The organism is Kitasatospora cystarginea, from assembly GCF_039533515.1.
Lineage (GTDB): Bacteria > Actinomycetota > Actinomycetes > Streptomycetales > Streptomycetaceae > Kitasatospora > Kitasatospora cystarginea.
In genome coordinates, this window is record NZ_BAAATR010000015.1 from 89,107 (window position 1) to 108,118 (window position 19,012).

Genomic DNA, 19,012 nt, shown 5'->3' on the forward strand with positions numbered 1-19,012 from the left:
CCGGCCGCCGCGCCCCCGATGGCGGCCCCCATACTGGGGCCCATGGCCGACACCCTCATGACCGCCAACAGCCTCGGCGACTACCTCCGGACCCGGCGGGCCCTGGTGTCACCCGCCGACGTGGGCCTGCCGCCGACCGGCCGCCGCCGCGTACCCGGCCTGCGCCGCGAAGAGGTCGCGGAACTGGTCGGGTTGAGCACCGACTACTACATACGCCTGGAGCAGGGCCGCGCCGACCGCCCCTCCGACGAGGTCCTCGACTCGCTCGGCAGAGCTCTGCGGCTCGGACCCGCCGAGCGCGCCCATCTGTACGACCTGGCCCGGCCGCCCCGCCGCGCCGTGGCGAGGGCGGCCGCCACCGGACGCGACGCCGTGCTGCGCCCCGCACTGCGTCAGGTCGTCGAAGCCATCCCGGCCAACCCCGCCCTGATCATGAACGACCGCAACGACGTCCTGGCCTGGAACCGGCTGGCGGCCGTACTGATCGCCGACTTCCCCAACCTCGCGCCACGAGAGCGCAACATGGCCCGCCGGATCTTCCTGGACCCGGACGCACCGGAGGTCCACCTCGACTGGGACGAAGCCGCCCGGACCACGGTCGGCATCCTGCGCATGGCCGCCGGACGCCGGCCGCACGACCCGGAACTCGTCCGCCTGGTCGGCGAACTCTCCCTGGGCAGCGCGGTCTTCCGCAAGCTCTGGGCCGGCCACCACGTACACGAGAAGACCCACGGGCTCAAGCACTTCCGGCATCCCGCCGTCGGTGACCTGACACTCGACTACCAGACCTTCCGGGCCCCCGGCGCCGCCCACCACCTCCTCGTGATCTACACGGCCCCGCCCGGCAGTCCCGCCGAGGAGGCTCTGGCCTTCCTCGACAGCTACACCGCCGCCGACTCGGCCGGCTCTGCCCAGCCGCGGCGGAGCACCGAGCTGACCTGATCAAAGCCGGCTCTTACGGCCTTGCAGGGAACGGGAGTTGTCCGATTGTGGCGGCTGTGCGTCCGCATGCTGCGCCGGTCCACGGTGCGGCGGATGAGGTGCCTCGGGCGCCCTCCGGTGATCCGGAGCCGGTTGGGCTGACTGAAAGGCGGAGGACTCCTCAGCGTCCCGACGCGGCGGCGGTCCCTTCCCGCACGGCCGTGAGGAAACCCGTGTGGGCCGGGCCGACAACCGCCCGTCCGTACCGGGCCGCCACCTCGCCCAGCGGATGGATCTCGGTCCGCCAGCCGTGCTCGGCGAGCCAGTCGGCGGTGCCCGCTCCGCGACCGCCCTTCCAAAGCGGGGTGATGTGCGCGACGGACGGGTCGTCGACCACGGTGCGCCCACTGCGGCCGCGCTCCGTCGAGAGCCTGCTGCCCGGAGCCGAGAGTTCGCCGACCACGGCCGCTCCGGCGTCCGCGGATGCGAACGAGGTGGTCCAACGCGGATGCGGATAGTGTGGTGCTCGACGGATCTTTCCTGGTCGGCTCGGTCCCGGGCCGTCCGGGGCCGAGGTACGTGAAACGCGCCCGGGGCTCCCACGCAGGTCCGCGGGTCCGGGTGGCCAGTACCCATGGAGCGGAGCGCGCGTTCCAGCGCGATCCCCGGAGCCTGGTCGGCGTGCGGCAGCGTCACCAAGTCCGGCAGCCGCCCTCCGGAGCATGCCGGCCGGACCGCTGTGTTCCGATCGGTGCGTGCTCTTCCCCCGCGGTGGACGGAGAGGGTGACGGCTCGTGCGGATGGCAGTGCCGGCTCGGCGGCGGACGCGGTTGCGGGTGGCGGGTGTGCTGGCGGCGGCCGTGGCCCTGGTCGCCGGCTGCAGCGGGGACGGCGGCGACCGGACGGGCGGCCAGGCGGCCGGCGGCGGCCACGGCACCGTTCAGGTGCTGTACTGCGGGTCGCTGCAGAACCTGATGGAGCACGACCTCGGCCCGAAGTTCAGTGCCACGACGGGCTACCGGTACCAGGGGGTCGGCGGGGGCTCCACCGAGCTCGCCAACCAGATCAAGGGCAAGGTACGCCAGGCCGACGTCTTCGTCAGCGCCAGCCCGAAGGTCAACGACTCCCTGGCGGGAGCGGCCAACGGCGACTGGGTGTCCTGGTACGTGACGTTCGGCAGCGCACCGGTGATGATCGCCTACAACCCGCACAGCCCGTTCGCCGCCGAGCTGAAGACGAAACCCTGGTACCAGGTGATCACCGAACCGGGCTTCCGGCTGGGCCGGACCGACCCCAAGCTCGATCCCAAGGGAGAACTGGCCGTACAGGCCCTCCAGCAGGCGTCCGAGATCTACCGGGATCCCGGCCTGGCCTCCTCGGTGGAGAAGTCCTCCCAGGTCTTCCCGGAACAGGAGCTCGACGGACGGCTGGAAGCGGGACAACTGGACGCCGCCTTCTTCTACAGCAACGAAGCGGTCGAGCAGCACGTACCCGCGGTCGACCTCGGCGAGGTGAAGGTCGCCGCCCACTTCACCGTGACGGTGGTCGGCCGCGCACCCGACCCCGCGGGCGCCACCGCCTTCGTTCAATACCTGCTGGGTGACCGGGGCAGGGCGAGCCTGGCCGCGCACAACGTGACCCTCTCACCGCCCACCGTCTCCGGCGACCGAGCGGCCGTCCCGGCGTCGCTGCGTTCCGAACTGGCGCAGCCGGGGACCACCGGCTGACGGCGCGCGGGCCCGAGGAAGGAGCCGGACGGTGAGTCCACGACCGACGCAGCCCCGCGACCAGGTGCGCTTCCTGGGCACGCCGCTCCCCTGGCTCGGCGCCCTCCTCCTGCTGTACCTGCTGGCACCGCTGGGCGCCTTCGTCGCGCGGGCGACCAACGCGCCTCCCGGTGTGCTGACCGCGCCCGGCATCGGCGACGCGTTGACCGTCTCACTGGAGACCGCGACCGTCGCCACCGCGATCATCACCGTCCTGGGGGTACCTCTGGCCTACCTGCTCGCCCAGGTCCACGGCCGGATCGCCACCCTGCTGGGGATCGCGGTGCAGCTCCCGCTGGCCCTGCCACCGCTGATGAGCGGCATCCTGCTGCTGTACGTCGTCGGACCCTACGCCCCACTCGGACGGCTCTTCGGCGGCCGGCTCACCGACCACGCGGCCGGGATCGTGCTGGCACAGGTCTTCGTGGCGGCCCCCTTCCTCATCGTCGCCGCGCGCTCAGCCTTCGCCGCCCTCGACCCGGATCTCGCGGACGTGGCCGCCACTCTCGGCCACGGACGCCTCTCCCGGTTCGCCCGGGTCGCCCTGCCCGGCGCCGCCGCGGGCATCCGGGCCGGGCTGCTGCTGGCCTGGCTGCGCGCCTTCGGCGAGTTCGGCGCCACCGTGGTCCTCGCCTACCACCCCTACTCGCTGCCGGTGTACACCTACGTCCAGTTCGGCAGCGCCGGGCTCGACACCACCGTGCTGCCCGTCGCGGTGAGCCTGGTCGCCGCCGTGGCCGTCCTGGCCGTCAGCCACTACACCGCGCACCTGCGGTTACACCGCCGCCACCGAACCGCGCTGCCCCCGCCCCGGGCCCCCCGTGCCCGGACCAGCTCACGCCTCACCTTCGACCTGCGCGCACGGGCCGGAACCTTCCAACTGCGGATCGCACACGCCGCCCAGGGCCGCCACCTGGCCATCCTGGGCCCGTCCGGGTCCGGCAAGTCACTGACGCTGCGCCTGGTCGCCGGGCTCGCCACTCCGCAGGCCGGCTACGTCCGCCTCGACGAGGACGACCTCACGGCACTGCCACCCGAACGCCGCGGCGTCGGCTACGTGCCGCAGGACGCCAGCCTGCTGCCGCACCTGGCCGTCTGGGACCAGATCACCTTCGGCCCCGACACGGACCCCGCCCTGGCCGTCTACTGGCTGCGCCAGCTCCACCTGGACGGTCTTGAGCACCGCCTGCCCCACGAGCTCTCCGGCGGCCAGCGCCGGCGCGTCGCCCTGGCCCGCGCCCTCGCGCGGGACCCGCGGCTACTCCTGCTCGACGAGCCGTTCACCGGCCTGGACACCCCGGTACGCGACGAACTCCGCTGGGAGCTGCGCCGGCTGCAGCAGGGCACCGCTCCCACGACCGTGATCATCACCCACGATCCGGAGGACGCGGCCCTGCTCGCCGACGAGATCCTCATCGTCGCCCACGGCCGGCTGCTGCAGGCCGGAGACCAGCGGGAGGTCTTCGCTCACCCCGCCACCCCGGAAGCCGCGCATCTGCTCGGCATCCGCAACCTGCACACCGGACGCCTCGCCGACCCGCGCACCCTCGTGGTCGACGGCACCCGCATCACCGTGGCCGCCACTGACCTGCCCGCCGGCACGCCGGTCACCTGGTGCATCCGACCCGAGGACGTCCGCCTCACCAACACCGGCGGCCACCCGGCGACCATCCTCGACACCGTGCAGGTCGGCGCCGTCACCGAGATGCACGCCGTACTGGCCAACGGGCACTCCCTGAGCATCGCCGTGACCACACCGGCCGTACCCGCGACCACCGGCGACTGCCGGATCCACCTGCCGCCCGAGGCCATCACCGTCTGGCCGACTCTGCCCCGCAATCGGTGGTGACGACACCGGGTACGCGTTCGCCGCCCGGCCTGCCCGGCACTGTGGCGCGCACGGTGGACGTTCCTCACCACCCGGATCGCCGTGCTCGGCGATGCGTGACGGTCCATCGAAGACGCAACTGAGCGTCACGATGGGGCCGCTGGATGGCAAGGATCCACATCACAGGTAAGTATGCATGCAGATGGTCGTGCGAGAGGACTTCCATGAGAGCTGCGACGACCCCCGGGACGTTGTCGGCCGTCTCACTGCTGGGCTTCGCACCCGGGGCCTACCTCGGGCTACTGCTGATCACCCTCGGGACGCTGGCCGGCGCCTGGTCCGTTCGGCACTGGCCACGGCACGGGATGGTTCTGCTGCCCGCGGCCTGCGGAGTCCTGTTGGCCATGGCGGCGGTCGACCTCCTGCCGCACGCACTTGACGACGCACGTGAGACGGGGCTTCCGCTGTGGACGGTGCCCGCCATGGTCGTCGGAGGGTGCGTCGTGGTGCCCGCCTGCGGCACCCTGCTCGCCCGGTGCGATCGGGGGCGGCGGCCGCACGGCGTGGGCACGGCGGCCGCCCTCGTCCTGCACCGGGTGATCGAGGGCATGGCGGTGGTCCTGCTCCCCTCACTCCCGGTCGTCGCGGCCCTGGTTGCACACTCCGCCGGCGAAGGGCTGGCGTTGACGGCCCTGTTGGAGGCCGAGGGACGACGGCGACTGGCCCCCTGGCTGGCGCTGGCCTGTGCGGGCCCGCTCCTCGGCGGCCTGGTCACCGAGGTCGCCCGGTTACCGGAGAGCGCCCAGGCGCTGCTGGTGGCCGCGGCCGCGGGTGTGCTGCTGCGCGGCGCGGCCGCGGCCGCCGCCCTGGCCCGGCGGCGGCACCTGGCGACGCAGCAGGGCGGCCCGCTCGCGGCGCTGGCCCTCGGTGCGGCACTGGCCGTCACCACCGTGGTCGTCCTGCTGCTGCACTGACGGGCCATCCGGCGTTCCGCCGCACATCCCCGCTGCCGCACCATCCCGAACAGTCTGTCCGCCGCCCAACTCAAGCTCCGTGTGAGCAACTTCGTAAGAGGAGATCGCCATGACCAATAGCGTGCGCATACGACGTGACGTCACCAAGATGAAGGCCGGGCCCAGCGGCTGGGACGTGAACTCGGACATCTTCTGGTACGCCCACGCGGTGGGCGTGATGATGAACGACTACGACGAGGACCCGCGCAGCTGGCGCTGGCAGGCGAACATCCACGGCTCCGGCAGCCCCGATCCCGACAGCCCCCCGCCCAAGCCGAACCCGGACTGGAACCACTGTCCGCACGGTGGATGGTTCTTCCTGCCCTGGCACCGCGGCTATCTGTACTACTTCGAGGACATCGTACGCTCGGTCGTCAAGAAGCTCGGCGGGCCCGAGAACTGGGCACTTCCGTACTGGAACTACACCCGCGTGGCGAACCACGATCCGCTGAACGACGCCTCGAAGGAGTTCCGCAAGCTCCCGGAGGCGTTCCGGACTCCGAAGATCCCCCACTACGCGCTGGGGGTCGAGGTCGACAACCCGCTGTACGACATGATCAAGCGGAACAGCACGGCCAACCAGGGCTTCGGTGTCGCCTGGGAGCTGGTCAATCCCACCGACGCCATGCGCTCCCTGAGGTACCCCGGCGTGCGGCCGGACCACTTCGGCAGCAAGGACACCGGCGCCGAACTACCGCATGACAAGGGGGACTTCGGCTGCCTGGAGTCGGTGCCGCACAACAAGATCCACCTCTTCGTGGGCGGCTGGATGGGCGTCTTCATCTCCCCGCGCGACCCCATCTTCTGGCTCCACCACGCCAACATCGACCGGATCTGGCCCGCCTGGCTGGCGAAGGGCGGAGGACGCAAGAACCCGGAGACCGAGGACTGGCTCCTCAAACCGTTCACCTTCTGGGACCGCACCGCGAAGAAGCAGACCATCTCCGCCAAGAGCATGCTCGACACCGAGAAGCAACTGGGTTACAAGTACGAGGACTTGGAGGTCTGGGAGGACCCGGTGAAGGCCGAGCGCAAGGCTGTGGTGCTGGTCGCCGCCAACCCCGGCCCCACGGGCCAGGTACTCGGCACCGCGGGAGGAGGGGAACTGGGGCCCGAGCCGGTCACGGTCCCGGTCCAGCCCGAGACCAGCGCCACCCGGGCACTGAGCAGCATGGCCGAGGCCGAGAGCGCGCGGAACGGGCAACGCGTCGTGCTCACCATCAGGGACGTGCGCGCGGACGAGTCGCCCGGGACCACCTTCCGGGTCCTGCTGGGCGCGGACCAGGACCGGGAGGCAGACCTCGCCCCGGACAGCCCGTACTTCGTCGGCCACCTCGACTTCTTCGGCGCGATCGGCGGTGACATCCACCACCACGGCGGCCGCGGATTCGACTTCAGTTTCGACGTGACCGACCAGCTCCGTGCGCTGCGCGAGCAGGGCCTGTGGGACGGCACCAGCGTTCCCTCCGTCGTCCTGGCACCCGTGCCTCTCGAGGCGCCTCCCGAGTTGGCCGCCGCGTTGACGGTCCCCCCGCCCGGATCCCGCCCGCGCTACGGAAGCGTGGTGCTGACCAACGAATGACGCCGGGTAGGACCTGACGCACCGGGGTGTCGGAGACGACAGCGCCCCTCGGCGGTCCGATGTCCCTGAGTCATCGGACCGCCGAGGGGCGTTTGGGGGGTGCGGGGCCCACGGGCGGTCTCAGGAGGTGGTGACGGCCCCCAGGCGGCGTACTGGGGCGGGCGGCTGCGGTCAGTCCGCGGTGGCGATGAGCGGCTGGAGCAGGACGTCCGGCTTGGAGCGCTGGAAGGAGTTCAGGTGCCACTTGTCGGCGAAGACGGCCAGCAGAACGCCGTCCGAGCGGCGGGTGAGGACCTCGGCGTTGGTGAGACGGTCCTTGGCCAGCGCGTCGGAGCCGGCGGCGTCGGTGACGCGGGCCAGCCGGTACGGGAGGTGGTCGAGGGTGATCGGGGAGGAGAACTCGTGCTCCATCCTGTGCAGCACGACGTCGAACTGCATCGGGCCGACCGCCGCCATCACCGGCGCCTGGTCACCGCGCCGGTCGGAGACCAGCACCTGGACGACGCCTTCCTCGTCCAGCTGCGAGACGCCCCTGCGGAACTGCTTGGAACGGCTGATGTCCTTCGGACGGGCCACCGCGAAGTACTCGGGGGCGAAGGCCGGCAGTCCGGGGAACTCCGCCTTCCCGCCCGTGTAGAGGGTGTCGCCGACGCGCAGCGCGCTCGCGTTGATCAGGCCGACCACGTCGCCGGGGTACGCCTTGTCGACGACCGTGCGCTCGGCCCCGAACACGGTGTGCGCGTACTTGGTGGTCAGGGAGCGACCGCTGGCCGCCCGGGTCACGTTCATGCCGCGCTCGAACACGCCGGAGCAGACCCTGATGAACGCGATCCGGTCGCGGTGCGCGGGGTCCATGTTCGCCTGGATCTTGAACACGAGGCCCGAGAACTCCTCCCCGACCTCGCGGACGCCACCGTTGGCGAGCGGACGCGGCCCGGGCGACGGGGCCAGGTCGACCACGGCGTCCAGGAGGAGCTTCACACCGATGTTGGTCAGCGCCGCACCGAAGAAGACCGGGCTGATCTTGCCCTCCTCGAATGCCTGCTGGTCGTAGCCGGGGCCGGAGGAGAGCACCAGCTCCAGTTCCTCCAGCGCGGTCTCCCACGCCTCGCCCTCCTGCTCGGCGGCCTGCCCGGCGGTGAGCTTCTCCTCGATCGCCGCGTGCGTCCCGGCGGGCACCTTGGTGTAGCGGAGCATCTGCTCGGTGTTCCCGGCCTCGACCAGGCCGCGCAGGTCGCCCGCGTTTCCGACCGGCCAGACCACCGGCACCGGGGTGATGCCCAGGTGGGTCTCGATGTCCTCGAGCAGGGTCAGGGCGTCACGGCCCCGGCGGTCCCACTTGTTGATGAAGGTGATCACCGGGACACCGCGATGACGGCAGACCGCGAAGAGCTTGCGGGTCTGCTCCTCGAGACCCTTGGCTGCGTCGACGAGCATGATCGCGCAGTCGACGGCCGCCAGGACCCGGTAGGTGTCCTCCGAGAAGTCGGCGTGACCGGGCGTGTCGACCAGGTTCATCACCTGGCCGCGGTGCTCGAACTGGAGGGCCGCCGAGGTCACCGAGATGCCGCGCTCGCGTTCCAGCTCCATCCAGTCGCTGGTCACGCCACGCCGCCCGCCCTTGGCGTGGACCGCGCCGGCCGAGGTGATCGCCCGCGCGTGCAGGGCCAGGGCTTCCGTGAGCGTGGACTTGCCGGCGTCCGGGTGGCTGATCACGGCGAAGGTCCGGCGGCGGCCGGCCTCGCTGAGGACGTGCAGGACGGGGGCGGACTGTTCGCTACTCACGTCTTCCTCGGATGCGGGGAGGTGCCAGGCCGGTGAAGCCCCGCGCACCTGCTGGGCCGAGCCTCTTGATTGCACAGGCTGAACAGCGATTCTAGCCGGACCGACGGCGTTCCCCACCACGGGCCCCGGACGACCGCGGCCTGCGGCCCGCCCGACCCCGGGTCCGGGTACGGGGACGCCGGGCCGGCCGGCCCCACCCACCCCGCGTCCGCCCCTGACTTCCCCGGATCGTCGCGTCCACAGGTCGGCCGCTCCCCCTCAGGGGGCGGCCCCCGACGCGGGTTGCCGGTCGGCCCCGGCTGTCCGGGGTGCGGGGCCGACCGGCGGTCTCAGGAGGTGGCGACGGCCCCCAGCACCGGCATCCGGGCAGCCTTCGTGGCGGGCAGGACCGCCGCGGCGAGGCCCGCCAGCGCCGATCCGGCGAGCACGGCGAGGATGGTGGTCCACGGAATGCTGAGTGCGGTGATCCCGTACAGGGCCAGCACCTTCTGCCCGGCGATGCCCCACGCCAGTCCGAGACCGAGGCCGAGCAGGGCGCCGTGGACGGAGATCAGGACGGATTCCAGCCGGATGAGCCTGCCGACCTGGCTGCGCGAGGTGCCGATCGCCCGGAGCAGGCCGATCTCCCGGGTGCGCTCGATCACCGACAGGGCAAGGGTGTTGATCACACCGAGGACGGCGATCACGATCGCCAGGCCGAGCAGGGCGTACACGAGGTAGAGGACGGTGTCGACCTGGCCGGTGATCTGCTTCTTGTAGTCGGCTTGGCTCTGCGCACTGACCTGCGGGTAGCCCGCGAGCGCGGCGTCCAGCGCGGCCTGGACCCGCTTCCGGTCGGCGCCGGGCGCGGTGTTGAGGTAGAGGGTGAAGTCCCGGGCCTCGGGGGCGAACCTGTTGAGGGTGTCCAGCGAGATCTCCCAGCTGCCGCCGTCCTTGCCCGCGCCGGCCGGGGGCTTGGAGATCGCGCCGACGGTGAGGGTGCCCACGTTGCCGTTGAGGAAGTGGAGTTCGACCTTGGAGCCGATCGCGAGGTGGTCGGCGTTCGCGGTGGTCTGGTCGACCATCAGCTTCCCGGCCGCGACATCGGCGGTGGAACCCGTCAGGTACTGCGGCTTGACGGCCCGGTCGACGGTGGCGACGTCCACGCCGGAGAGCACCAGCTGGTACCCGTTCAGGTGGGCGACCGCGTAGCGCTGCCGGGTGACGGTCTGGATGCCCGGGATGGCCCTGACCTTGGCCGTGACCTCCTGGCCGATCGGGGTGGCACCGTTGCCGGACAGTACGTAGTCGGCACCGAAGGTGCTGTCGACGTCCCGGTCGACCGAGGTGGTGAGCGAGGCCGCGAGGACGGCGACCGCGCCGACCAGGGAGAGGCTGATCATCAGCGCGCCGGCGGTGGCGCCGGTGCGCCTCGGGTTGCGTACGGCGTTCAGGCGGCTCATCCGGCCGACGGCGCCGAACAGCCTCGGATAGACCGCACCGAGCCCGTACACGACCGCTCTGGAGAGCGCCGGGCCGAGGATCACGAGAGCGATGAGGGTGGCGAGGATGCCGCCGCCGAGCAGGCCGGCGCCGGTCACCAGGGTGTCGTGGTACTCGGCCGCCCCGGCCAGGGCGGCGCCGCCGGCGAGCAGCAGCGCCGTGCCCAGCGCGGTGCGCGGGCCGAGCGGCCTGGTGGGCGGTGCGGCCGCCTCGCGCAGCGCGGCCATCGGGGAGATCCGGGCGGCACGGCGGGCCGGCAGGGACGCGGCGACGACGGTCACGAGGACGCCGACGGCGTAGGCCGCGACCGGGGTGAGCGGGTTGATGACCAGCGCGGTGCCGGACAGGTCGACGCCGAAGCCGGAGATCAGGCTCTTCAGTCCGGTCGCGAGGCCGATGCCCGTGCCGAGTCCGAGGGTCGAGCCGATGACGCCGAGCAGCAGTGCCTCGGTGAGCACCGCGCGCATCACCTGGCCGCGTCCGGCGCCCAGGGCGCGCAGCAGGCCGAGTTCGCGGGTGCGCTGGGCGACCAGCATGGCGAAGGTGTTGAGGATCAGGAAGGCGCCGACCAGGACGGCGAGTGCGGCGAAGCCGAGCAGGGCGAGGGTGACCACGCTCAGGAAGGAGCTGATCTGCTGTGCGGCGGTCTGCGCCTGCTCCTCCTTGGTGGCCACCGAGTAGCCGTCGCCGAGCGCCGCCTTGATCCTCGTCTGCGCGGTGGTGTGGCTGGTACCGGGGGTGGTGTCCACCGTGACTCCGGTGAACTGGCCGGGCTTGCCGAGCAGTTGCCGCTGGGCGGTCGCGGTGTCGGTGTAGACCATCGTCACGCCAGGGTTGCCGCTCCTGAAGGCGACGATGCCGACCACGGTGCCCGGGGTGGATCCGGTCGGGGTGAGGATGTTCAGCGGGTCGCCGAGGCGGATGTCCTTGTGCTCCGCGCTGGCCTGGTCGATCACCAACTCGCCGGCTCCGGTGGGGGCGTGGCCCTGGACCAGGCGGACCTGGGGATCGTCGTACCAGTTCTGTCCGAGTGTGGGTGCGCCGGTGGTCGCGCCGACGGGCTTGCCGGCCCGGTCCACCACCGTCAGGGTCTGCAGGCTCACCTGCCCGTGTGCGGCCCGCACTCCGGGGACGGTGGAGACCTTCGCCACCACGGACGCGGGCAGGGTCGGCACCTCGCCGGACAGACCGCGGTCCTCCACCTCCGGGGTGAACGCCTGCTTCGGCTTGATCGTCACGTCTGCTGCGGTGGAGCCGGCGATGCCGGTGAACGCGACGTTGATGGTATCGGAGAACACCAGCGTGCCGGAGACGAACGCCACACCCAGCAGCACGGCCAGCGTGGACAGCGCCATCCGGCCCTTGTGGGCCAGGAAGTTGCGGAAGCTTGCTTCGAACATCGGTCAGCTCTTCCGTCCGGCGCCGTCGAACTTGCGCATCCGGTCGAGGACCGAGTCCGCCGTCGGGTCGAGCAGCTCGTCGACGATCCGCCCGTCGGCGAGGAACAGCACCCGGTCGGCATAGGAGGCGGCGACCGGATCGTGGGTGACCATCACGATGGTCTGGCCCAGGTCGTCGACGGAACCGCGCAGGAAGCCGAGCACCTCGCCGCCCGCCCGGGAGTCCAGGTTGCCGGTGGGTTCGTCCGCGAAGATGATCTCCGGCTTGCCCGCCAGCGCCCGCGCGCACGCGACGCGCTGCTGCTGGCCGCCGGACAGCTCGGTCGGGCGGTGCTTCAGGCGTGCGCCCAGGCCGACGGTGTCGATCACCTGCCGCACCCACGCCGGGTCCGCCTTGCGGCCCGCGATGTCCATGGGGAGGGTGATGTTCTCCAGCGCGGTCAGGGTGGGTAGCAGGTTGAACGCCTGGAAGATGAAGCCGATCTTGTCCCGGCGCAGCTGGGTCAGCTTCTTGTCCTTGAGCCGGGTGATCTCGCTCTCGCCGATGAAGATCTGCCCGCCGGTCGCGGTGTCCAGGCCGGCCAGGCAGTGCATCAGGGTGGACTTGCCCGAACCCGACGGACCCATGATCGCGACGAACTCGCCGCGCGCCACGCTGACGCTGACCGCGTCCAGGGCCACCACCCGGGTCTCGCCGGAGCCGTACGCCTTGGTCAGTCCCTCGGCGCGGGCCGCGGCGGCCGGCGGCGGGGTGTCGACCGCCATTGTTGTGCTCACGCAGATCCTCCTGGGTTCGCCGCCCTGAGCCGGCCCGGGGTGTGCGGGCATGACAGAATCTGGGCAGGCAGCAACTTCTACGAGATCGTAGAACTTCTACGAGAAGGTAGAAGATGGCGGAGGAGGCGATCAAATCCATGGGCGTACACGAACCCGGCACGTCCGAGGGCCGGGCCAGGGGCGAGCTGGAGGCCGAAGTCCTGGCCGCGCTGCACGCGGCGACCCCCGGGGCACTGACCCCGGGCGAGGTGCGCGAACGCCTCGACGGCCGGCTCGCGTACACCACCGTCGTCACGGCCCTGTCCCGCATGCACTCCAAGGGCCTGCTGCAGCGCACCAAGCGCGGCCGGGCCTTCGCCTACTCCCCCGTCGCCGACGACTCAGGGCTCGCCGCCCGCCAGATGCGCAAGCTCCTGGACGGGCGCAGCGACCGCGAGGCCGTCCTGACCCACTTCGTCGACGAGCTGTCCGACGACGACGAGGAGCTGCTGCGCCGGCTGCTGGACACGGGGAAGTAGGAGCCGCCCGGATGCGCGTCGCCGTCTACCTGCCGCTCCTCTTCCCGCTGCTGGCGGCGCTGATCGCCCGCCCAGCCGGCGAGCGGCTGCCGCCCCGTCAGGCGACCTGGCTGCTGACCGTCGGCGCACTGGTGCTGGCCGCCGGGAGCACGGCGGTCCTGGGCATGCTCGCGATCACCGGGCTGATCCGCATCCCGCTGCTCGCCAGGCTCGCACACGACCACTGGTCCGCGCACGCGGCCCAGAGCCACGACCCCGCCGCCTTCTCCACCGCCGTGCTCGCCGGCCTGCTCCTGGCCGTGGCGGCCGCCATGGCGGGCCGCCTGCTGTGGCGCCGGGCCCGCGCCCTGGCCGACTGCGCCACCGAGGCCGCCTGCCTGCCCGGCCGCGACCAGCTCGTCGTCGTCGAGGACCGGGCCGCCGAGGCGTACGCCCTCCCCGGACGGCCCGGCCGGATCGTGGTCTCCACCGGCATGCTGGAAGCCCTCGACCCCGCCGAGCGCGAGATCCTGCTCGCCCACGAGCGCGCCCATCTCGGCCACCACCACTACCTGTTCGTCGCCTTCGCCCAACTCGCCGCCGCCGCGAACCCGTTGCTCCGGCCGCTGGCCGACACCGTCGGCTACACCGTCGAGCGCTGGGCCGACGAGAGCGCCGCCGCCGCGACCGGCAGCCGCGAACGGGTCGCCCGCACCATCGGCAAGGCAGCCATCGCCGCCAAGCGGACCCGGGCCCGCAACCGGCAGCCCCTCTTCGGCTTCCTCGGAGCGGCGGCGGCCCGGGGCGTCCTCGACCGCCTGCGACCGGGCGGCACCGGTCCGGTCCCCCGTCGCGTCACCGCCCTGCTCGCCCCGCGCCGCCGCGGGCACCTGCTGTCCTCAAGCGCCCTGATCGTCCTGCTCATCGCCACCGGCCTGTGTGCCGCGGAGGCATCACACGACCTCGAATCACTCCTGGAGCTGACCAAGAGAGCGGTGTCCCGCGGCTGAACCCGCCGCGCCCTCGGGGAAGTTCAAGGCACCTCGGCGATGGTCGGCGGGCGCTGAGCCGCCGGGCGGGCGGCCACCGGCGTTCGCCCGCCGGTGCGCTCAGTCTCGGGCACGAGGTGTCCGGAGCCTACGGAGCATTCAGAAGTGTCCGGGTGACGATCTCGCTGGTCGGGGCGGCTAGGTTGGTGACGGCGGGGTGACTGAGGGAATCCGGTTGGGAAAACGTCATTGCTCGGGGGCTCTCCCCCGGCCATCGGAAGGGCTCGGAGTAATCCGGCATCACGATCTGAAGCCCGGATTGCGGCACCTGACACCGTCTGCTACCCAGGGAAAGAAGGTCTCCCCCAGCTCAAAGGGTGTCCGTGATGAACATGAACCTTCGCGCATTCCCCGCCACTGCTGCAATCGTGACTGTGGCATCGATAGGCCTGCTGGCCGCTGGACCTGCGTCTGCGGCGGAAATTCTCGCCGCTCCCCAAGCCCCTGCGAGCGTCGAGGGGACGATTATACGCGACACTGGCATTTACTTCAGACCATCCCTCGACAGCCAGAAGATGGGAATGGCCTATAAGGATCAGAAGATTTCTTTCGCCTGCTGGACGAACCCTACGCATCAGTACCCGTTCTTCAAGATGTCCAGCTCCGGCGGATATTACATTCCCCGTGACTTCGTGAATCTCAGCTCCAATTCGCTTCCGCAGTGCTAGGTAGCGGCGCGGCGAAACCATCGAGGGCGATCCGTTGACCGCAGCAACACCGAGCCTCGCAGTGCTGTTCGCTGCGGGGCTCGCGGGTTGGTCTTCGGATCCCGGCACCGCACCTGGCGGTTTGGTCCGTGCGCACCAGCCCGGGCCGGAACATGGTGTCCCGCGCCCGATGGCCGCCCGTCCGCCTGCCCCTAGCTTGTGTGACGTGGCGCAATCCGATCCTGAACCGGAGGGAGCGCAGGCCATGAACTCGACGCACGCCACCGGAGCCGGCCAGGGGCAGGGCGTCCCGGGTGCAGCCGTCCCGAGCGGCAACGGGCAGGTTGAGCCGCCGGTGCTGGGCGGACCGGAGCACTCCGACTACTACCTGCTGGGGGAACTCCTGACGGACGAGCAGCGGGCCCTTCGCCAGCGGGTCCGCGACTTCTCGGCGGCAACGGGATCGTGCTCGACTACCACGTGGCCCGGCACCTGTGCGACATCGAGGCCATCGACACCTACGAGGGCACCGACACCGTGCAGGCGTTGATCGTCGGCCGGGACATCACCGGGTACAACGCCTTCGCGCCGATGGCTCCCAGCCGCTGAGCCGGGACGCCCCGCACCGACGCCGACCGCCGCGGGTGCGAGCGCACTCGCCGTACCGCAGCCCTCCGGAGGAGAGGATCGGTCATGGAGAACACACCCCTGCTGGAGGGGCTGCACGTCGTCGATCTCGCCAGCTTCATCGCGGGTCCCGCCGCTGCCACCGTGCTCGGCGACTTCGGCGCCGACGTCGTCAAGGTGGAACCACCGCACGTCGGTGACACCTACCGCGCGCTCACCCGGGTGCCTCCCAACCCCCAGGTCGAAGGGGTCAACTACGCCTGGCAGCTGGACAATCGCAACAAGCGCAGCATCACGCTCAACCTGAAGTCGCCCGGCGCCCGGCCCGTGCTCGAACGGCTGGTGAACTGGGCCGACGTGCTGGTGACCAACTTCCCGCCACGGACGCGGGCCAAGCTGGGTCTGGAGTACGAGGATCTGGCCGTCTGGAATCCGCGGCTGATCTACGCCGATGTCACCGGCTTCGGCGAGGTGGGCCCGGACGCGCACCTTCCCGGCTTCGACGTGACGGCGTACTGGGCACGCAGCGGCCTGATGGACGTGACCCGCCAGCGGGACGCGCCGCCGGCGATCAACGTGTCGGGGGCCGGCGACCACGCGACGGCGATCAGCCTGTACGCCGGGATCATGACCGCGCTCTACCGCCGTGAGCGGACCGGCCAGGGGGCGCGGGTCACCGCGTCACTGCTGGCGGAGGGCGCCTGGGCGGCGGGCGTATGGCTCCAGGCCATGCTGGTCGGTGCACGCAATCCCCGCCCGGTCGACCGGTTCCACCCGCCGAACGCGCTGGCGAACGTGTACCGGACGGCGGACGACCGCTGGCTGCTGCTGGCCTTCGCCAACGAGGACAAGCAGGTCCCGCTGTTCCTGAAGGCCATCGGCCAGCCCGAGGCGGCGAGGAACCCGCACCATGCCGACACCGCGAGCCGCCGCGCCAACGCCGCCGAGATCGTCGAAGTGCTGGACCGGACGTTCGCGAGCCGTCCCCTGGCCGAGTGGCGTGAGCTGCTCGACGCCGCGGGCCTCACCTACGGAATCGTCCAGACGCTCGAGGAGTGCGCCCACGACCCCCAACTCCTCGCCAACCAGGTCCTGGTACCCATCGAGGACGGCAGCGCCGAACCCCACCTGACCATCGACAGCCCGGTGCGGCTGGACCAGGAACGGAAGGTCCCCCCGCGGCCCGCCCCCGACCTCGGCGAGCACACCGAGGCCGTGCTCCGCGACCTCGGCTTCGACGACGCCGGCATCGAGGACCTGCGCAAGGCGGAAGCCATCGCCTGAACCCAGGAAGAAGAGAAGGAGTCCTCGTCATGACTGAGGCCGCTGACAGCGCCACGGTGCGCACAGAGGAACACGACGGCACTTTCGTGATCACCATCGACCGGCCGAAGGCACGCAACGCCATCGACGGCGCCACCGCCCGGGCACTGGCCGCCGCCCTCGACCAGCTCGATGCCCGCGACGACCTCATGGTCGGCGTCCTCACCGGCGCCGGCGGCGTCTTCAGCGCGGGCATGGACCTCAAGGCATTCGCGGCATGACCGGATCGTCGTACCCGTGCTGGCGTCCCAGGACGCCAAGGAGGGCGCCCGCGCCTTCGCGGAGAAGCGGGAGCCGCACTGGCAGCGCCGCTGACCTCGCCCCCGCCAGCCGCCACCGGCTGCGCCTGCGGGCGCAGCCGTCCGTCCCACGCGAGGAAACCCAGGTCGGACCATGCGCAGCCAAGACGTGACCCAGCAGCTCACCACCCCGTTGAACGCCCCCGCCTACCCTCCCGGCCCGTACCGCTTCACCGACCGGGAGTACTTCACCATCACCTACCGCACCGACCCGCGTCCGCTGGAACGCCTCGTCCCCGAACCCCTGCGGATCGCCGAGCCGACCGTGCGCTTCGAGGTCATCCGGATGCCCGACACCACGGGCCTGGGCGACTACACCGAGTCCGGCCAGCTGCTCTCGGTCGAGTACCAGGGCGAGCGCGGCGAGTACGTCCTGGCGATGTACGTGGACAGCCTCCCGGCCATCGCCAGCGGCCGGGAGATCAGCGTCTACCCGAAGAAGCTCGGTGCACCGAGACTGGCCGTCGACTCCGACACCCTGGTCGGCACGCTCGACTACGGCTCGCTGCGGGTCGCCACCGCCACCATGGGCTACAAGCACGCGCCGCTCGACACGGACCGGGCCCGGGAGGGGATCTGCTGTCCCACCTTCATGCTGAAGATCTGCCCGGATACACCGGCGAGCCGCGGATCTGCGAACTGGTCCGGTTCCGGATCGAGGACATCACCGTGAGGGGTGCGTGGACCGGTCCCGCCCGGCTGCAGCTGTTCCAGCACGCACTGGCGCCGCTGGCGGACCTCCCGGTCCTGGAAGTCCTCTCCGCCGACCACGTCCTGACCGACCTCACCCTTCCGCCGCCCGAGCCCGTACACGACTACCTCACCCGGTGAAGTCCCCCTGGAGCCACCATGAACGACACTCCCGCCGCCACCGCCGGCCCTCCGGAGACCGTCCGGCGCGTCACCGTCATCGGCGCCGGGGTCATCGGTGCCTCGTGGACCGCCCTGTTCCTCGCCAGGGGCCTGACCGTCACCGTCAACGACCCGCTCCCCGACGTGGAGAGGGTCGTCCACGACCAGCTGCGTCAGGCCGTCCCCGGCCTGCGCGCGCTCGGTCTCCCCACCGCAGGCCTCGAGGGCAACCTGCGCTTCGAGGCCGACCTGGACCGGGCGGTCGCCGATGCGGACGCCGTCCAGGAGAACGGACCCGAGCGCCTGGACTTCAAACAGGAGCTCTTCGGCCGCATCGAGCAGGCCGCCCGTCCGGACACCCTGCTGCTCAGCTCCACCTCCGGCATCCGCGCCACCGAGATCGCCCAGGCGATGAAGCACCCCGGACGGCTGGTCATCGGCCACCCCTTCAACCCGCCGCACCTCGTTCCGCTGGTCGAGGTCGTCCCCGGTGAGCGGACCGATCCGGACACCGTGCGGCGCGCGGTCGCCTTCTACACGGCGCTCGGCAAGAAGCCGCAGGTCCTGCGCCGGGAGGTGCCGGGGTTCGTCGCCAACCGGCTGCAGGCCGCGCTCTTCCGCGAGGCGGTCGACCTCGTCGTCAAGGGCGTGGTGACCGAGCAGGAGCTCGACGAGATCGTCACCTCGTCCATCGGTCCGCGCTGGGCCGTCGCCGGCCCCTTCCGCAGCTTCCATCTCGGCGGCGGCCCCGGTGGCCTGCCGCACTTCCTGCAACACCTCGGCCCCGGCCTCGAAGGCATGTGGCGTGACCTCGGCACCCCGAAACCCGACCAGGCAACCGTCCAACTCCTTTCCGAACAAGCCGACTTCGGCGCGTCGGTCGAGGAGCTGGAGTCCGCCCGGGACGAGGCGCAGATCAAGGTGATGCGCGCCCTCGGCCTGGCCTGAGCCGGACCGCACCCGAACGAGCCGGGCGCCGTCTCAGGCAGCGCCCGGCCGGACTACGAGGCCGGGACCGGGCCGGCGCGCCATCCGGTGCTCTGCCGTCGACCGGGCACCCGCCGTCCGCCCGTGCATCGCGCCGGCTCGCGGCGATCGATGCGAATCGGGCGCCGTCCACCGGGACTTCACGGTCCTGGACGTCTCCGTCCTGCCGCGGCGCTC

14 protein-coding genes and 3 pseudogenes are annotated in these 19,012 nt (G+C 71.5%); 13 read left to right on the top strand and 4 right to left on the bottom strand.

Annotated features, from left to right (window positions below; translation table 11 throughout):
• Positions 1-42: 42 nt before the first annotated feature.
• Positions 43-942: a helix-turn-helix transcriptional regulator gene (locus ABD369_RS18420; RefSeq protein ID WP_344637521.1), complete on the top strand. Its 900-nt coding sequence runs from the start codon at positions 43-45 to the stop codon at positions 940-942.
• Between the two features lie 160 nt (positions 943-1,102).
• Here ABD369_RS18420 and ABD369_RS18425 read toward each other — a convergent pair whose 3' ends face one another.
• Positions 1,103-1,384: a class I SAM-dependent methyltransferase gene (locus tag ABD369_RS18425; RefSeq protein WP_344637522.1), complete on the bottom strand. Its 282-nt coding sequence runs from the start codon at positions 1,382-1,384 to the stop codon at positions 1,103-1,105.
• A 337-nt stretch (positions 1,385-1,721) separates the two neighbouring features.
• On the opposite strand from ABD369_RS18425, the gene ABD369_RS18430 reads away from it, so the two are divergent.
• The 4 genes from ABD369_RS18430 to ABD369_RS18445 all read left to right on the top strand — a co-directional run bounded on the left by ABD369_RS18430 (position 1,722) and on the right by ABD369_RS18445 (position 7,110).
• Positions 1,722-2,648 (top strand): extracellular solute-binding protein, encoded by a 927-nt coding sequence (locus tag ABD369_RS18430; RefSeq protein ID WP_344637589.1) that lies wholly within the window; start codon positions 1,722-1,724, stop codon positions 2,646-2,648.
• A gap of 31 nt (positions 2,649-2,679) precedes the next feature.
• Entirely contained in the window at positions 2,680-4,536 is a 1,857-nt protein-coding gene (locus tag ABD369_RS18435; protein WP_344637523.1) for an ABC transporter ATP-binding protein/permease, read from the top strand.
• 203 nt (positions 4,537-4,739) lie between these two features.
• Positions 4,740-5,489: a ZIP family metal transporter gene (locus ABD369_RS18440; protein WP_344637524.1), complete on the top strand. Its 750-nt coding sequence runs from the start codon at positions 4,740-4,742 to the stop codon at positions 5,487-5,489.
• A 109-nt stretch (positions 5,490-5,598) separates the two neighbouring features.
• Complete coding sequence (locus ABD369_RS18445) at positions 5,599-7,110, top strand: tyrosinase family protein (RefSeq protein ID WP_344637525.1); 1,512 nt, start codon at positions 5,599-5,601, stop codon at positions 7,108-7,110.
• Between the two features lie 171 nt (positions 7,111-7,281).
• Here ABD369_RS18445 and ABD369_RS18450 read toward each other — a convergent pair whose 3' ends face one another.
• From ABD369_RS18450 to ABD369_RS18460, 3 genes are all read right to left on the bottom strand, one after another.
• The gene (locus ABD369_RS18450; RefSeq protein WP_344637526.1) at positions 7,282-8,895 is read right to left on the bottom strand and encodes a peptide chain release factor 3; all 1,614 of its coding nucleotides are present in this window, start codon (positions 8,893-8,895) and stop codon (positions 7,282-7,284) included.
• Positions 8,896-9,224: 329 nt separating this feature from the next.
• Positions 9,225-11,777, bottom strand: coding sequence for an ABC transporter permease (locus ABD369_RS18455; protein ID WP_344637527.1), 2,553 nt, complete (start codon positions 11,775-11,777; stop codon positions 9,225-9,227).
• Positions 11,778-11,780: 3 nt separating this feature from the next.
• Complete coding sequence (locus tag ABD369_RS18460) at positions 11,781-12,542, bottom strand: ABC transporter ATP-binding protein (protein WP_344637590.1); 762 nt, start codon at positions 12,540-12,542, stop codon at positions 11,781-11,783.
• A gap of 149 nt (positions 12,543-12,691) precedes the next feature.
• On the opposite strand from ABD369_RS18460, the gene ABD369_RS18465 reads away from it, so the two are divergent.
• The 8 genes and pseudogenes from ABD369_RS18465 (at position 12,692) to ABD369_RS18500 (ending at position 18,796) form a co-directional block, all read left to right on the top strand.
• Positions 12,692-13,072 (top strand): BlaI/MecI/CopY family transcriptional regulator, encoded by a 381-nt coding sequence (locus tag ABD369_RS18465; RefSeq protein ID WP_344637528.1) that lies wholly within the window; start codon positions 12,692-12,694, stop codon positions 13,070-13,072.
• Positions 13,073-13,083: 11 nt separating this feature from the next.
• Positions 13,084-14,061 carry a M56 family metallopeptidase gene (locus ABD369_RS18470; RefSeq protein ID WP_344637529.1) on the top strand — a complete coding sequence of 326 codons (978 nt, stop codon included), beginning with the start codon at positions 13,084-13,086 and terminating at the stop codon, positions 14,059-14,061.
• Positions 14,062-14,426: 365 nt separating this feature from the next.
• Positions 14,427-14,768 carry a hypothetical protein gene (locus ABD369_RS18475; RefSeq protein WP_344637530.1) on the top strand — a complete coding sequence of 114 codons (342 nt, stop codon included), beginning with the start codon at positions 14,427-14,429 and terminating at the stop codon, positions 14,766-14,768.
• Between the two features lie 435 nt (positions 14,769-15,203).
• Positions 15,204-15,356 (top strand): annotated as a pseudogene (locus ABD369_RS18480) (hypothetical protein); the annotation flags it as partial.
• A gap of 84 nt (positions 15,357-15,440) precedes the next feature.
• The gene (locus tag ABD369_RS18485) at positions 15,441-16,658 is read left to right on the top strand and encodes a CaiB/BaiF CoA transferase family protein (RefSeq protein WP_344637531.1); all 1,218 of its coding nucleotides are present in this window, start codon (positions 15,441-15,443) and stop codon (positions 16,656-16,658) included.
• Positions 16,659-16,687: 29 nt separating this feature from the next.
• A pseudogene (locus tag ABD369_RS18490) lies at positions 16,688-16,906 on the top strand (enoyl-CoA hydratase-related protein); the annotation flags it as partial.
• Between the two features lie 184 nt (positions 16,907-17,090).
• Positions 17,091-17,827: pseudogene (locus ABD369_RS18495) on the top strand (acetoacetate decarboxylase).
• An 18-nt stretch (positions 17,828-17,845) separates the two neighbouring features.
• The gene (locus ABD369_RS18500; protein ID WP_344637532.1) at positions 17,846-18,796 is read left to right on the top strand and encodes a 3-hydroxyacyl-CoA dehydrogenase NAD-binding domain-containing protein; all 951 of its coding nucleotides are present in this window, start codon (positions 17,846-17,848) and stop codon (positions 18,794-18,796) included.
• Positions 18,797-19,012 lie beyond the last annotated feature (216 nt).